This window comes from Mesorhizobium sp. WSM4307 (genome assembly GCF_007003945.1).
GTDB lineage: Bacteria > Pseudomonadota > Alphaproteobacteria > Rhizobiales > Rhizobiaceae > Mesorhizobium.
This window is the reverse complement of the sequence record NZ_VFTB01000004.1, coordinates 310,350-325,228: the sequence shown is the minus strand read 5'-3', so window position 1 is coordinate 325,228 and position 14,879 is coordinate 310,350. Positions and strand designations below refer to the sequence as shown.

Annotated in this window: 11 protein-coding genes and 1 pseudogene; 2 read left to right on the top strand and 10 right to left on the bottom strand. The window is 62.9% G+C overall.

The window, feature by feature from the left end; translation table 11 throughout:
* Positions 1-50: 50 nt before the first annotated feature.
* The 3 genes from ilvC to FJV83_RS11575 form a co-directional block, all read right to left on the bottom strand.
* Positions 51-1,070, bottom strand: a complete 1,020-nt coding sequence (ilvC, locus tag FJV83_RS11585; RefSeq protein ID WP_010910140.1) for a ketol-acid reductoisomerase — start codon at positions 1,068-1,070, stop codon at positions 51-53.
* Positions 1,071-1,096: 26 nt separating this feature from the next.
* The gene (locus FJV83_RS11580) at positions 1,097-1,750 is read right to left on the bottom strand and encodes a TetR/AcrR family transcriptional regulator (RefSeq protein ID WP_095773047.1); all 654 of its coding nucleotides are present in this window, start codon (positions 1,748-1,750) and stop codon (positions 1,097-1,099) included.
* Between the two features lie 169 nt (positions 1,751-1,919).
* Complete coding sequence (locus FJV83_RS11575; protein ID WP_142885189.1) at positions 1,920-2,378, bottom strand: MarR family winged helix-turn-helix transcriptional regulator; 459 nt, start codon at positions 2,376-2,378, stop codon at positions 1,920-1,922.
* A 97-nt stretch (positions 2,379-2,475) separates the two neighbouring features.
* On the opposite strand from FJV83_RS11575, the gene FJV83_RS11570 reads away from it, so the two are divergent.
* Entirely contained in the window at positions 2,476-3,204 is a 729-nt protein-coding gene (locus tag FJV83_RS11570; protein ID WP_095787562.1) for a glutathione S-transferase family protein, read from the top strand.
* A gap of 38 nt (positions 3,205-3,242) precedes the next feature.
* Here the strand turns inward: FJV83_RS11570 and FJV83_RS11565 are convergent, their stop codons facing one another.
* The 3 genes from FJV83_RS11565 to FJV83_RS11555 all read right to left on the bottom strand — a co-directional run bounded on the left by FJV83_RS11565 (position 3,243) and on the right by FJV83_RS11555 (position 7,837).
* The gene (locus tag FJV83_RS11565; protein WP_185973326.1) at positions 3,243-6,023 is read right to left on the bottom strand and encodes a CHAT domain-containing tetratricopeptide repeat protein; all 2,781 of its coding nucleotides are present in this window, start codon (positions 6,021-6,023) and stop codon (positions 3,243-3,245) included.
* Between the two features lie 63 nt (positions 6,024-6,086).
* Entirely contained in the window at positions 6,087-7,373 is a 1,287-nt protein-coding gene (locus FJV83_RS11560; protein ID WP_142885185.1) for an NAD(P)/FAD-dependent oxidoreductase, read from the bottom strand.
* A 53-nt stretch (positions 7,374-7,426) separates the two neighbouring features.
* Positions 7,427-7,837 (bottom strand): helix-turn-helix domain-containing protein, encoded by a 411-nt coding sequence (locus tag FJV83_RS11555; protein ID WP_095773051.1) that lies wholly within the window; start codon positions 7,835-7,837, stop codon positions 7,427-7,429.
* A 136-nt stretch (positions 7,838-7,973) separates the two neighbouring features.
* Between FJV83_RS11555 and FJV83_RS11550 the strand changes: the two genes are divergently transcribed.
* The gene (locus tag FJV83_RS11550) at positions 7,974-8,867 is read left to right on the top strand and encodes an SDR family oxidoreductase (RefSeq protein ID WP_095773052.1); all 894 of its coding nucleotides are present in this window, start codon (positions 7,974-7,976) and stop codon (positions 8,865-8,867) included.
* A gap of 34 nt (positions 8,868-8,901) precedes the next feature.
* Here FJV83_RS11550 and FJV83_RS11545 read toward each other — a convergent pair.
* The 4 genes and pseudogenes from FJV83_RS11545 to FJV83_RS11530 form a co-directional block, all read right to left on the bottom strand.
* Positions 8,902-9,927 (bottom strand): annotated as a pseudogene (locus tag FJV83_RS11545) (aldehyde reductase).
* 41 nt (positions 9,928-9,968) lie between these two features.
* On the bottom strand, positions 9,969-11,888 hold the full coding sequence (locus FJV83_RS11540; RefSeq protein WP_142885183.1) for a potassium transporter Kup: 1,920 nt from the start codon (positions 11,886-11,888) through the stop codon (positions 9,969-9,971).
* Positions 11,889-12,075: 187 nt separating this feature from the next.
* Entirely contained in the window at positions 12,076-13,989 is a 1,914-nt protein-coding gene (locus FJV83_RS11535) for a potassium transporter Kup (RefSeq protein ID WP_095787813.1), read from the bottom strand.
* A 98-nt stretch (positions 13,990-14,087) separates the two neighbouring features.
* Positions 14,088-14,828, bottom strand: coding sequence for a pyridoxine 5'-phosphate synthase (locus tag FJV83_RS11530; RefSeq protein ID WP_142885182.1), 741 nt, complete (start codon positions 14,826-14,828; stop codon positions 14,088-14,090).
* Positions 14,829-14,879: the final 51 nt, after the last annotated feature.

The window sequence follows — 14,879 nt, the reverse complement described above, 5'->3', positions numbered from 1 at the left end:
CCCGCAGGGCGCAGCCCGAGGACGCGCAAAGGCAATAATGGGGATTTCGATCAGTTCTTGGCCTTGTCGACCAGCTTGTTCTTCGAAATCCACGGCATCATCGCGCGCAGCTTGGCGCCGACTTCCTCGATCTGGTGGCTGTCGTTCATGCGGCGGATGCCCTTGAAGCGAGACAGGCCGGCGCGGTATTCCTGCATCCATTCCGAGGTGAATTTGCCGGTCTGGATGTCCTTCAGCACGCGCTTCATCTCGGCCTTGGTCTCGGCGGTGATGATGCGTGGGCCGGAGACATACTCGCCCCATTCGGCGGTGTTCGAGATCGAGTAGTTCATGTTGGCGATGCCGCCTTCATAGATCAGGTCGACGATCAGCTTGACCTCGTGCAGGCACTCGAAATAGGCCATTTCGGGCGCGTAGCCGGCTTCCACCAGCGTCTCGAAGCCGGCGCGGATCAGTTCGACCAGGCCGCCGCACAGCACGACCTGCTCGCCGAACAGATCGGTCTCGCATTCCTCGCGGAAATTGGTCTCGATGATGCCCGAACGGCCGCCGCCGACGCCGCAGGCGTAGGACAGTGCCAGGTCGAGCGCATTGCCCGAGGCATCCTGGTTGACGGCGACCAGGCACGGCACGCCACCGCCCTTCTGGTATTCGCCGCGCACCGTATGGCCCGGGCCCTTCGGCGCGATCATGACGACGTCGACGGTCGACTTCGGCTCGATCAGGCCGAAATGCACGTTGAGGCCGTGCGCGAAGGCGATCGCCGCGCCGTCGCGAATGTTCGGCGCGATCTCGTTCTTGTAGATGTCGGCCTGCAGCTCGTCGGGCGTCGCCATCATCATCAAGTCGGCCCATTTGGCGGCGTCCGCCACGCTCATCACCTTGAGCCCGTCGGCCTCGACCTTCTTGGCGGTCGCCGAGCCGGCCTTGAGGCCGATGGCGATTTCCTTGGCGCCAGAATCCTTGAGGTTGAGCGCATGCGCCCTGCCCTGGCTGCCATAGCCGATGATGGCGACCTTCTTGCCCTTGATCAGGTTGAGATCGGCATCACGATCGTAATAGACGCGCATTTTTACTTCCTTCCCGTTTCTTGAGATCAGAGGCCCTGCGGCCCGGTTTTTGCTCCGAAAAGAGCGAGAAACTGCTGCGTCGCCCGCACGGCATCGCCGCCGATCGTCGCCTCAGTCAATTCCAGCCGGTCGCCAAGCAGCAGACGGATCTGCACGTCACGGGCGACCAGCCCGAAAAAGCTGCGGAATGCCGTCTCGGCATCCGCGAAATCGAGAAGCCCGGCCTGGCGCCCTGCCTCGAGCACCGGCTTCAGGCGCCTGGCCAGCGCGAAGCGGCCATTCTCCAGCACGACGGCGCCAAGGTTGTCCTTGCCAGAACCGGCATGGCCGACCGCCACCCGGTTGAGCGCGATCGAGGTGTCGCTGGAAATCACCTTCAACCAGTCGGAAGCAAAACGCTCGAGGCTCGCCGTCAGCGAGGCAAGGTCGAGCCCTTTGCCGTCGACGGGCGCCACGCGCACCTTGGAGGCCTGCCACTGCACGGTCGCCGTCAACAGCCCGTCGCGGTCGCCGAACCATTTGTAGAGCGTTTCCTTGGAACAGCTGGCCCGCCGCGCCACCGCGGTCATGGTCAGCTGATCGCCCTCCTCGACCAACAACCGCAACGCCGCATCCAGAACGGCCTTCTGCCGCTCCGTCAGCGTCTCGCTGGTGTCGATGTCAGGCACGATGTGCAACACGCTCTTCCCTCGCGGACAGCCAAGCCAATCATCCTGGCAAGCCGTACCGTACGTTACGGTTCGGCATATTGCGCAATCCGGCCCGGCGCGCAAGGGGGCGGCGCGGAAAAAGATCGACGGCCGCGAGCGCCAGTACTGTCATTGAGGCATCGCGGCACAGCGGCCAAGATCAGTCGAGGACAGGCGGATCACGCAGCCGGCCAAGCAGCGTCGACATCATCTTCAGTTCGTCCGCTGAAAGTTTGCCGCCGACCAGTTCGGCGATTGACCGTCCGTAGACAGTCCACATCCGGCGGCGCGTCTCACGCCCCTTGGCCGTGATGCGGATCGTCTGCCCGCGACCATCGTCGGTCACCGACAGCTTCTCGACCAACCCGTCCGCCTCGAGCCGGGCCAGCAGCCGCGAGATGTTGTACTGCGCAAACAAGGTGCGCTCGATCAGTTGAAACGGCCGCAGACCGCCCTCTCCCGCTTCGGCAAGCTCGTGCAGCACGTCGTACCAGGCAAGCGGCGGCAGGCCGCCCTCCTTCAGCGCGTCTTCGACGCTTTCCACAAGCTGGCGCGAAACCCGCATCAGGCGAGCCCAGGCCTTGATGGCTTCCGGCGAAGGCGTGGCTTTCTCGGTCATGGCCCACCCTAGACGATAGATGCAAATGCATCAAGCTTGACGGTAGATGCAATTGCATCTATATGCATGCAACTGCATCAACATCGGAACCAAATCCATGAACGCCCTCATTCTCGTCAGCCACCCTCTCTGCCCGTATGTCCAGCGTGCGGCGATCTCGCTGACCGAGAAAGGCGTGCCGTTCGAGCGCGTCGACATCGACCTCGCCGACAAGCCGGACTGGTTCATGGCCATCTCGCCGCTAGGCAAGGTGCCGCTGTTGCGCGTCCAGCGAAATGGCGACGAAACGACAATCTTCGAATCCGCCGTCATCCTCGAATTCCTCGAGGAGACGCAGGCCAAGCCCCTCCACCCGGCCGACCCCTACGCCCGTGCCCGGCACCGTGCCTGGATCGAATACGGTTCGGCCGTGCTGAACACCATCGGCCGGCTCTATTCGGCACCGACCGAGGCCGGTTTCCGTGCCGAGTCCCGCGCGCTGTCGGGGATGTTTGACCGCCTTGAGGCCGAACTGGCGGACGATGCCTTGCGGAGCGCGCCATGGTTCGCCGGCCACCGCTTTTCGCTGGTCGATGCGGTGTACGGCCCTGTCTTCAGATATCTCGACGCGTTCGACCGCATCGGCGATTTCGGCATCCTGGACGCCAAGCCGCACGTCCAGTCCTGGCGGAAGGCGCTGAATGATCGTCCGTCGATCAAGCACGCCGTCGCGCCGGACTATCCGCAGCGTCTGCATGCTTTCCTGCAAGCAAAGGGATCCTTCCTGTCGAGCCTCATCCGCCAAGGCGATCAAGCCGGACCTTTTGCTTTGGCACGATCGGCTTGAACGCACGGATCGCGAGCAAGCATGTGCTTCGAGTGGCATCAGTTCTCGAACATGACAAAGGCGGCCCAGACCCGCGGATCCTGGGCGCCTGATATCTTGCCGTCGCGGGCATCGCGTCGGGTCTGGCGCAGCGCTTCCGGATAGGTTTGTCCCGCGGCAAGATGGCCGTAGAACCCTACCATGAAAGCAGCGGTTCCGGCGTCGTCCACGGGCCACAGCGTCAACAGCGAGCGTTTCGCGCCGGCAATGTCGATTGCCGTCGGCAGGCCGCGCAAACCGCCGACGAATGTCTCCTGGCCGCGAGCCGTCTCACAGGCGGACAGGACAAGCAGATCGAGGCCCGACAAATCCCAGTTCATCAATTCCATGCCATAGAGCCGACCGTCATCGTCATCACGTTTCATCGACTGCCGGTCTCCCGACTGCGACAGCACGACCTGGCTCTGCCAAAGCGCGTTGACGGCGCCCACGCCGCCCTCTTTCTCATCACGGTAGGCGCCATGGGTGGCCAGATGCGCAATCGTCGCCTGCTCCATATCCTTGCGCAGCATCCGCTCGCTGGCCGCTGTGCCGGTGAGCATTTCGACCGAATAGTGATCGGCGCCCAGGATCGAGGCGATCGCGTCGACCTCCTTGCGGGTGCCCGGCAGCGGCTCCGCCCCTTTTTCCGAACCGCGCGCATAGTCCAACCCGCCGGCCAGCAAGGCTCTGCCCGTCTTGGGAAAACTCTGATCGACGCCGGCATTCAACAGCGATTCCGGCCGCGTCAGCACGCGCACCACGAAACGATCATCGAGCGACGCCCCCCTGCCGTCCTGCAGCAAGGGGAATGGCACCGAAAACAGTTTTCCGTCCGGCACCACGAAAAGCGTATCGGCGCCACCAAGCGACGGCTCCAACGGCGCGATCAGACCGGAATAAAGCCCGGTGAATGTGGCGTTCAGATCGATCAAGGTCACGGCGCCCCGTTCCTGCGCGGAGCGCGTCGACCTCAGCTTCGCGATGCGTGTTTCGCGGGCGGCCGGGATGAGCCGGCGGGGATCGCCGAGATCATAGAGAGACGGCTGCCGATCCTTGCGGGTGACGATCGCATAGAGGCGCTCGTCTTCCAGCGGATCGGCACTCTCCCGATCCGCCCGCCACTTGCGGGTGATGAAGTAGTCGATCAGCGCCTCGTTTGGCTTCAGCAGGGCGCCGGCCGACGGCAGTGGCTTGTCCACCACGCCCTGGCTGAAACTGTATTTGGCCATGACTCTGGCCGTGGCCTTTTGGTATGCCGCTTCAACCTGCTCCGGCTGCACTGCCCCAGGATCGTCGGAACTGTCACCGCTGGAGGCCGCCTCCTGATAGGCCAGGGACATCCGGATCCCGGCCTGGATCAAATACCGCGTCTCCGTATCGTTCGGATCGATCAAGCGGGACAGTCTGCGCAACAGATCGCGTTTCTCGTTTTCAAGCGTCGGCCAGCGGCGCACGGCTTCGGCAAACGCCGGCACCGCCGATGCATTGTCTTTTGCGAGGCGCGCATAGTCGTACAGCATGTCGTCGGCGAGGGCGCGGCTGGCCTCGGCCACGATTGGATTGCCGGCCGTGCCCACCTGGAACCAATTCCAACGCAGCATGTCTTCGTCGAGAGCCGCGAAATCGGCAGCCGCCTTCTCCGGGTTCGACTTCGCCTTGAGATTTGCGATGGCCTGCCGCGCGGCAAAGGTCAGCGGGTGCACCACCCCGTACGTCGCTTCGGCGATGCTTTGGGCTCGCTCAAGCTGGCCCATGCCGTTTTCCCTGTCGCCCACTGCGACGAAATGCGCGGCGAGCAGGTTGGCGATCTTGATTGCCAGTATTTCGGGATAGTTCGGGTCGGTGGTCAGTTGTTGCAGCCTTGCCAGCGTCGGCTGATCGAGCGGCTGCGCGCTAGAGAGCGCCCTGGTATAGAGCAGCCAGGCATCGGCCTGTTCGACCAGATTGCCTTCCTGCTTGAGAACGACGGCAATGTCTCGATCCTGGTGGAAGTAGCGCAAGGCCTCGTCGTATTTGCCAAGGTCCAGATAGTCCTGTGCCGTGTTATTGGCGCTGACCAAAACGTTGAAGTGATCCGAGCCGTAGTAGCCGATCCGCTTCTCCAGCACGGCCAGATCGTATTGCAAGGCGCGTGTCGGAGCCCCCATCTGGCGCAGCATGTCGGCCAGATTGTTCTGCAGCTTCCAGATGAAACGATCATCGGTACCGGCTACCTGCGCCGCCAACTTCAGATTACGCTGTTCGATATTGATCGCCGACGCGATTTGACCGAATGCGGCGACCCCAGTGGCCAACACATCGTTGGCAAACAGGAGTTCCTGGGATTCCTTGCCGTGGTATTGGGCGTATAGATTGGTGGCTGTCGCGCACATGGAAACGAAGCCCTGATAGTCCTTCTCGGCCTGCTTCAGCATTGCGTAATTGAGATAAAAGTCGCCGCGCTTCTCGACATCCTGCTGCATCGCCCGGGTTTTCAGGCCTTCGGCAAAAATCTCTTCGGCGTAGTCGAGGATCTGGTTGTTGAGGAAAGTCGCGCCGGCGTTCGAGTAGCTCTCCACGGTGAAGTCGTAGAGGTCGCTTCTGGCGGCATCGAGCAGCGTTGCGCGCAATTGCGCATAACCTTCATCGAAGCGTCCTGCGTCCATCATCAGCTTGTAGGCCGCGTCAATGCGGGCTTTCAGCGCCACTTCGGTGTCAGCCGCCCCCTGCTGGCTGGCTTGGCCCGGCGCCTGGGCTTGCGCCTGCGGTGAGGGAAACGCTACCGCCAGCATCACTAGGATAGATGCAACAACGCGCATCAGATGTTGCGATTCTCGCGTTCTGAACATGGCGTGCATGCGAACCGGCATGGGCGAAAAACTCTATGAAGAGGTCGTATCATGACCTGAATTTTGACCGAAGTCCCATCGCGCTTCCGTCAATCCTGCCCGCCTGAACGGGTCGATCACCGTGCCGGCGACCATCGAGGCAAGAAACTGCGGCGCCGGCGGCATTTTCGCGACGGTCGCCACCAGCCTGTCGCGGATGAAGGGCAGTGCCACCGAATCCGATTGGTAGAACGGCGTGAATGCCAGCGACAGCGCCTGGAAGACACGCACGTGCCAGCGCCGCGCCTTGGCATAGGCTTCGAGCGCTGCCTCGATGCTCTGCGTGCGCGCCAGCGCATGGCTGAGCGCCGCGGCATCGAGCAGCGCCATGTTGGCCCCCTGCCCCAGCTGCGGGCTGGTCGAGTGCGCGGCATCGCCGATGACGGCCAACCGCCGGCCGACCGGTTGTTTCATCGTGTGATGGCCGTAGCGGGCCAGCGACAGCTGGTCGAAACTGTCGATCTGGCTGGTGAACGCTTCACTTTGCGGCCACAGCCGCACCACCCTTTCCTTCCAGGCGTCGATGCCGACAGCGCGCACCGCGTCGGCATCATCAGGCTTCAGGCTCCAGAAGAAGGCCGCCATCGTCTCGGCGCCCGGCTCCGGCCGGCCGATCGGCAGCACGCCGATCATCACGCTGGCCTTGTCGTAGCGCTGCGACAGCGCGTGCTCGTCAAAACCTTCGCCACGCCAGCCGAGCGATGCCCAGAACGCACCATAAGTCAGAGGGCGCGGCGCGCCCGCAGCACCAACGCATTGCCGCAGTTTCGAGCGCGAACCGCTGGCGTCGACGACCAGATCGAAGGGCCCTGCGTTTGGCCCATTGCCTCGGACCAGCGTCGCCCTTTCGCCTGCCTCGACCGTCTCGACCTCGACGCCGGTCTCGATGGCGATGGCCTCGCGCCGAGTGGCGCGGAAGAGCACGCCGAACAGCGCCGCACGGTGCACGGCCAGGCCGAAACGGCGGCCGCGCTGGGCGTCGTAGCGAACGTCCAGCACGGTGCGACCGGTCGAGGCATCGGCGCCGTGCAGCCGGTCGATGCGGGCGCCGAGCGCCAGTATGTCGTCGAGCAGGCCGAGATCGGCCAGAACGGTCAAGCCGGTCGGCTGCAGGATCAACCCGGAGCCGACGGGCTTCGGCTCCTCGAAGCGCTCGAAGATGGTGACCCTGTGCCCTGCCCGCTTGAGATACAGCGCCACGGCCAGCCCTGCCGGACCGGCGCCTGCAATTGCAATGTCGTAGGAAATGCCGATGCCCCCAAGCCGAACTGGCCGGGACAATCCTTCAGCCGCCTGATGAAATCAAGTCGCGCCGCCGAACGCCGTCGCGCTGCTCAAGCCTGCGCTGCGTCGAAACCGGCGCGCGCCTCACGCACCGCATCGTGGTTGAGTTCGGCCCATTGGATCAGGTGATGCAGGGCGCCGAACATCGAGCGTCCGAGGTCGGTGAGGCTGTATTCGACGCTGGGCGGCTTGGTCGGGAACACTTCGCGATGCACATAGCCGTCGCGCTGCAGGTCGTGGAGCGTCTGGGTCAGCATGCGCTGCGAGATGTCGGGCACCAGCCGCCGCAATTCGCCGAAGCGATACGGCTGTTCGGCCAGCGCCGCCATCAGCAACGAGCTCCATTTGCCATTGAGCCCCTGGATGACCTCGCGGACCGGACAATCGGCAAGGTTTCCGCCACCGGTCATGGCCTTGTAGACGTCGAGTTTGGACCTCAGATTGACGATCCGGCTGTCCATGGCTGGTTCCTTGCGTGTGCCTACCTCCCGAAAAACTGCCTTCTTTACGGCACCGGGTCAATTCCTATTTTAGTGCTGGTCTCTTTTTGAGACCATTAAGAGCACCCGCCATGCTGGCGCAAAATCAGGATCTCCCATGACCGAAACCCTTCTCGTCACCGGCGCTTCCGGCCAGCTCGGCCGCAGCGTCATCCGCTATCTCCTGGACACGCACAAAGTTCCGCCGGGAAAGATCATCGCCACCACCCGCAACCCGGAAAGCGTCGCCGATCTGGCGGCGCGTGGCGTCGTTGTCCAGGCCGCCGACTTCAACGATGCGACCTCGCTGGAAAACGCATTCAAGGGCGCCGACAGGGTGCTGATCATTTCGACCAGCGATCTCGATCTCAAAACCGGCAGGCGTCTGAAGCAGCATGAGGCGGCGGTGGCGGCTGCGAAGAAAGCAGGCGTTTCGCATCTGCTCTACACCTCGATGCCCAATCCGGAGCCGGTTTCGCCAGTGCTGTTTGCCGGCGACCACTACGGCACCGAGCAGGCGATCAAGGCCAGCGGTATCGCCTATACGATCTTCCGCAACGGCTGGTACCAGGAGAACCTGTTCATGGCACTGCCGAACGCCATTGCCTCGGGGCAGTGGTATACGTCCGCCGGCGACGGCCGCATCGCCCATGGTGCACGCGACGACATGGCCGCGGCCATCGCCGCTAGCCTCGCCTCCGGTTCGGCCGACAGCAAGACCTACACGCTAACCGGGCCGCAGGCCTATACGACAGCCGAAATCGCCGCCCTGGTGAGCGAAGTCACCGGCAAGCCGCTGAACGTCATTCAGCTGCCCGACGAGGCCCTGACCGAAGGCGTGAAGGCGGCCGGCGTCCCCGAGGAGTTCGCTCGCGTCATCGTGTCTTTCGATGCCAACACGCGGTCCGGCCGCATCGCCATGGCAACGGACGCGGTCGAAACGCTTTCCGGCAGGAAGCCGCGAACGCTGAAACAGTTCCTCGAAGCCAACAAGGCCGCACTGGCTGGTTGAAAGGTGCGCGGCGGGAGGTCTCCCTTCCGCCGCGCTACGTCTTGAGCAGGCCGAGCCGGATCAGACTCTCGTCGGTGGCGGCCGACGCGTCTTCACGCGAGCGCGGCGCCCAGCCGAGCACATGTACCGCCTTGGCGTTGGTGGTATTCTTGACCTTGCCCAGTTCCGTCACCAGCTGCGCGGCTTCAGGGTTGAACAGTTCCCACGATCCGCACCAGCCAATCGGGAAGTTCCCGGGTCTTGACGCGCGCCGCCGCCTCGCCGAGCCTCGTCTTCAAGGTCTGCGCGATTTCCCGCACAGTCATGAAATCACCCGATACTGCCAGGAAGCGCTTGCCTTCGGCGGTTGGATCGGCCATGGCGCGCACGTGCAGGTCAGCCACGTAGCGTGCGTCGACCACGCCGAAGGACAGGCGCGGCAGCCCCGGCATTGAACGTTCATCATGCGCTGGACGAATTCGGTGGAGGTCGAATGGTCGGAGCCGAGCACAGGCCCGAAGATGCCGACCGGATTGACGACCGCCAATTCCAGCCCGCCGCCTTCGGCGGCAATGAAATCCCAGGCTGCGCGCTCGGCAAGCGTCTTCGACTTCACATAGGCGCTGACCTTGGCCGTCGGATCGGTCAAGCTCTCCTCGGTGAAGGGCCGGCCGTCGGGCGGCATCTTGCCGTAGCCGATGGCCGCGAAGGACGAGGTCAGCACGACGCGTTTGACACCAGCGTCCCGCGCCGCCCGCAGCGCCCCCTCGCGAGCCGGGATGATCAGGTCATCCTCGTGCTTCGGCACGCCGGGTGGAAATGGCGAGGCGACATGCAGCACTTAATCACAGCCTGCGACCGCTTGCGGCCAGCCGGCGTCGATCATGAGGTCGGCGACGGCAAAGGACAGCCGACCGCCCGGCTCGGCACCGCCAGCCTTGAGCATGGCCAGAACATCGGTTTCACGCCTGGCGGAGCGCACCGTCGTGCGCACGCGGTAGCCCGCATCCAGCAGGGCAAGGACACAGTGGGCGCCGAGGAAGCCCGATCCGCCGGTGACAAGCACCACTTCACCGCTCATGCCCGCCTCCGCACCTTTTCAGGTAAAGGCGATCGAGCTCGTCAGATCGCCACCTGTGTGCCGATCTCTACCACGCGCCCGGTCGGGATCTGGAAATATTCGGTCGCGTCCGCCGCCGTGCGCGCCAGGCCGATGAACAGGCGGTCCTGCCACACCGGCATGCCGGAATTGGGCGAGGCCTTGAGCGAGCGCCGCGACAGGAAGAACGACGTCGTCATGATGTCGAACTTCCAGCCCTGCTTGCGGCAGATTGCCAGCGCGCGCGGAATGTTGGGCTGTTCCATATAGCCGAAGGTCAGCGTCACCCGCATGAACAGCTCGTTGACCGTCTCCATCTTGACCCGGTCGCTGTCGGACACCACCGGCTGCGGCGCCGTCACCACCGAAAGGATGACGTTCTGCTCATGCAGCACCTTGTAGTGCTTGAGGCTGTGCATCAGCGCTGTCGGCGCGCTGAGCGGATCGCTGGTCAGGAACACCGCGGTGCCGGACACCAGCTGCGGCTTCTTCTTCAAGAGATTGCCGGCGAGGAAATCGAGCGGAATCTCGTTGCGGCGGGTCTTGTCGAACAGATAGCGGCTGCCGCGCACCCAGGTCCACATACCCAGCACGATTGTGAAGGCCACCAGCAATGACGCCCAGCCGCCTTCGAACACCTTGACAATGTTGGAAGCGAAGAAACCGATATCGATGAAGGCAAACAGCACACTCAAGCTGATCGCAACCCAGAGCCGCCATTTCCAGATGCGGGTCATCACGACATAGAGCAGCACCGTCGTCACCAGCATGTTGCCGGTCACCGAGATGCCATAGGCGGAGGCGAGCTTGCTGGATTCGCCGAAACCGACCACCAGCATCATCACCACCAATGCCAGCAGGAGGTTGACACGCGGCATGTAGATCTGGCCGGACTGTTTTTCCGAGGTGTGCAGGATTTCGAGGCGCGGCAGCATGTTGAGCTGCACTGCCTGCCTGGTCAGCGAGAAGGCACCTGAAATCACAGCCTGACTGGCGATGACCGTCGCGGCGGTCGCCAGCACCACCATCGGGATCAGTGCCCAGCCCTCGTTCATCTCGAAGAACGGATGACCGACGACGCCATTCTTGGCCAGCACGAAGGCGCCCTGCCCGGCATAGTTCAGCAGCAGACAGGGGAACACGATCGACAGCCAGGCAAGCACGATGGGCTTGCGTCCGAAATGGCCGAGATCGGCATAAAGCGCCTCGGCGCCGGTGACAGCCAGGAAGATGGCGCCGATCGTCACGAAGGCGACGTCGGGCGAATGGATCAGGAAGGCGACGATGTAGTGCGGGCTGATCGCCCACAGGATTTCCGGATCGGCGATGATGTGCTTGAGGCCGGAAAGACCGATCGCCAGAAACCATACGGCGGTCACCGGTCCGAAGACCAATCCCACCCCACCCGTGCCAAAGCGCTGCACCGCAAACACCACGGCGAGGATGACCAAGGTCAGCGGCACTACGTAGGGCTGGAAAGCCGGTGTGACGACATTCATGCCTTCGACCGCCGACAGCACGGAAATCGCCGGCGTGATGACCGCATCGCCGAAAAACAGCGAGGCGCCGACAATGCCGATGCCCAGGATCACCGCCGAGCGCTTGGGGAAACTGCCGCGCGCCAGCGCCATCAGCGACAGCACGCCGCCTTCACCGCGGTTGTCGGCCCGCAGCACGAACATGATGTATTTGATGGTGACGATGATCGTCAGCGACCAGATGATCAGCGACAGGACACCAAGAATATCTCCGCGATCGGCGACGGTGCCGTGAGACGACGCCACCAGCGCCTCGCGAAAGGCATAGATCGGGCTGGTGCCGATATCGCCGTAGACAACGCCCAGCGCGCCCAGCATTAGCACCTTGGTGCTATGCTGTTCGATTTCCGGATGGCTCGACTGTTCGACGGGTTCTGCCTCACTACCAGTGTTGGCAAGGGCCATGGACGACACTCCGATAAGCGCGCGGTGCTCTACGCTTGCTGCAATGCAATATCAAGTGCCGTGGCGTGATGGCTCCCATGTTGGCAACGCTAGGCTCCTTAGGAAATGGCCTATAAATCAATGGTCGCGGGCTGAATTCGCGGCCACGGGGCATGGCTGGCGCCCATAAAAGCTGCCGTATCAGCCTTTAAATAGCGACTTGCGTGCCGATTTCCACGACACGTCCGGTCGGGATCTGGAAATATTCGGTTGCATCGGCCGCCGTGCGCGCCAGGCCGATGAACAGCCTGTCCTGCCACACCGGCATGCCGGAATTGGGCGAGGCCTTGAGCGAACGCCGCGACAGGAAGAACGACGTCGTCATGATGTCGAACTTCCAGCCCCGCTTGCGGCAGATCGCCAGCGCGCGCGGAATGTTGGGCTGTTCCATATAGCCGAAGGTCAGCGTCACCCGCATGAACAGCTCGTTGACCGTCTCCATCTTGACCCGGTCGCTGTCGGACACCACCGGCTGCGGCGCCGTCACCACCGAAAGGATGACGTTCTGCTCATGCAGCACCTTGTAGTGCTTGAGGCTGTGCATCAGCGCTGTCGGCGCGCTGAGCGGATCGCTGGTCAGGAACACAGCCGTGCCTGGCACCAGGTGCGGCTTCTTCTTCAACAGATTGGCGGCAAGAAAATCGAGCGGGATCTCGTTGCGGCGGGTCTTGTCGAACAGATAGCGCGTGCCGCGTATCCAGGTCCACATGATCAGCCCCATCAGGCAGGCAACCGTGATCGATACCCAGCCGCCTTCGAATATCTTTACGATGTTTGCCAGGAAGAAGCCGCTGTCAATGATGCCGAACAGCAATGTCAGCGGCAGCGCGACCGCCAGCCTCCATTTCCACAGCTTGCGCATGACGACGAACAAAAGGATCGTCGTCATCAGCATTTCGCCGGTTACCGAGATGCCGTAGGCGGAAGCCAGCGAACTCGAACTGCCGAAACCGACGACCAGCAGCATCACCCCCAGAGCGACGAGCAGATTGATGCGGGGCATGTAGATCTGGCCGAGTTGCATTTCGGACGTATGCTGCACCTCTATGCGTGGCAGAAGGTTGAGCTGCACCGCCTGGCGGGTCAGCGAAAAAGCACCGGATATGACTGCCTGGCTAGCGATGACGGTTGCGGCCGTCGCCAGCCCCACCATCGGCATCAGTGCCCAGTCGGGCAGCATCTGGAAGAATGGATTGGTCGGCCTCCCGCCATTGGCCAGCACAAAAGCACCTTGCCCGAAATAGTTGAGCAGCAGGCATGGGAAAACCACGGAAAACCACGCCAACACGATAGGCTTGCGTCCAAAATGGCCGAGATCGACATAAAGTGCCTCGGCCCCGGTCACCGCCAGGAACACCGCGCCGACAGTGACAAAGGCGGCCGTGGGTGTGCTGGCGAGATAGGCGACCGCGTAATAGGGATTGATGGCCAGCAGGATCGATGGATCGTCCAACAGGTGATAGAGCCCTGCTACGCCGATAGCCAGGAACCATAGTGCGGTCACCGGCCCGAACACCGCCGCCACCTTTCCCGTGCCGAAGCGCTGCACCGAGAACAGAATGGCCAGGATGAGCAGCGTGATCGGCACGACGTAGGGGTCCAGTGTCGGCGTCACCACCCTGAGGCCTTCGACCGCCGACAGCACGGAGATGGCCGGCGTTATGATCGAATCGCCGAAAAACAACGCAGCGCCGCAAAGCCCGATCGCCAGAATAAGTCGCGCACCTTTGGGATAGGCGGTTCGCGCCAGCGACATCAGCGATAACGTACCGCCTTCGCCCTTATTGTCGGCGCGAAGTACGAAGGCGACATATTTTATGGTCACGATGATCGTTAACGCCCAGACAATCAGCGACAGCACACCAAGCACGTGAGCGCGCGTAGCGATACCGGGCGAAGCGTGAAGTGCCTCACGGAAAGCGTAGATCGGACTGGTGCCGATATCGCCATAGACAACACCGAGCGCACCCAGCATCAGAACCTTGGTGCTGTGCTGTTCGGCTCCGGAATGGCTCGATTGCTCGACGGTTTCGGCCTCGCTATCGCGACTGGCAAGGTCCATAGACCACTCCCCGACGAGCGCGCGGTGCCTCACGCATGCTACGATGCGATGTCAGTTGCACGCTATGGCTGCCATACCTGCAAGGCGAAACTCTACCCCTACCAACCGCAGGCCCTGAGAAACCGGCCCACCGTGCCGGCCATGCCATACTCCAACGCGTCGGCTGTCAACCCATGTCCGATTGACACTTCGGCCAATGCCGGAATGCGCTTGGCCAGGGCCGGCAGATTGCCCACCGTCAGATCGTGTCCGGCATTGACCTGCAGACCGGCGGCGTGCGCCGCGTCGGCCGTTTTTCCCAATCGTTCCAGTTCCTTGGCGGCTTTTGCCGAATCGGAATGGTAGCTGCCATAAGGGCCGGTATAGAGCTCGATCCGGTCGGCGCCGGTATCGCGCGCGGCTGTCATGCCGGCGGGATCGGCGTCGGAAAACAGCGAAACCCGGAAGCCGCCCTTCTTCAGGCGCCTGACGATAGGCGTCAGCAACGCCGCATCGGCGACGAAGTTCCAGCCATGGTCGGAGGTCGCCTGCGCCGGATCATCGGGAACGAGCGTCACCTGTTCGGGCTGATGCTTTTCCACAAGCGCCAGGAAATCCTCGCTCGGGTAGCCCTCGATGTTGAATTCCGCCTGCGGAAACTCATCGTCGATCAGCGCCCGGATCTCGGGCAGGTCGGAATGCCGCGTATGACGCTCGTCGGGACGCGGATGCACGGTCAGCCCATGCGCCCCGGCGGCAAGCGCAAGCCGGCCGATGCCGGTGACACTGGGCCATGGCAGGTCGCGCCGGTTGCGCAGCATGGCGATGGCGTTGAGGTTGACGGAAAGCTTTGCGGGCATGTCTGGTGTCCGTGAAATCAGGCGGTTAGCACGCGCCACACCTATCCATTC

Bases quoted from the DNA above. Each gene is read 5' to 3' on its own strand.
- FJV83_RS11570 (WP_095787562.1), top strand. From the start codon at position 2,476: ATGAACGCCCTCATTCTCGTCAGCCACCCTCTCTGCCCGTATGTCCAG.
- FJV83_RS11575 (WP_142885189.1), bottom strand. From the start codon at position 2,378: ATGACCGAGAAAGCCACGCCTTCGCCGGAAGCCATCAAGGCCTGGGCT.
- FJV83_RS11565 (WP_185973326.1), bottom strand. From the start codon at position 6,023: ATGCGCGTTGTTGCATCTATCCTAGTGATGCTGGCGGTAGCGTTTCCC.
- ilvC (WP_010910140.1), bottom strand. From the start codon at position 1,070: ATGCGCGTCTATTACGATCGTGATGCCGATCTCAACCTGATCAAGGGC.
- FJV83_RS11550 (WP_095773052.1), top strand. From the start codon at position 7,974: ATGACCGAAACCCTTCTCGTCACCGGCGCTTCCGGCCAGCTCGGCCGC.
- FJV83_RS11535 (WP_095787813.1), bottom strand. From the start codon at position 13,989: ATGGACCTTGCCAGTCGCGATAGCGAGGCCGAAACCGTCGAGCAATCG.
- FJV83_RS11530 (WP_142885182.1), bottom strand. From the start codon at position 14,828: ATGCCCGCAAAGCTTTCCGTCAACCTCAACGCCATCGCCATGCTGCGC.
- FJV83_RS11555 (WP_095773051.1), bottom strand. From the start codon at position 7,837: ATGGACAGCCGGATCGTCAATCTGAGGTCCAAACTCGACGTCTACAAG.
- FJV83_RS11540 (WP_142885183.1), bottom strand. From the start codon at position 11,888: ATGGCCCTTGCCAACACTGGTAGTGAGGCAGAACCCGTCGAACAGTCG.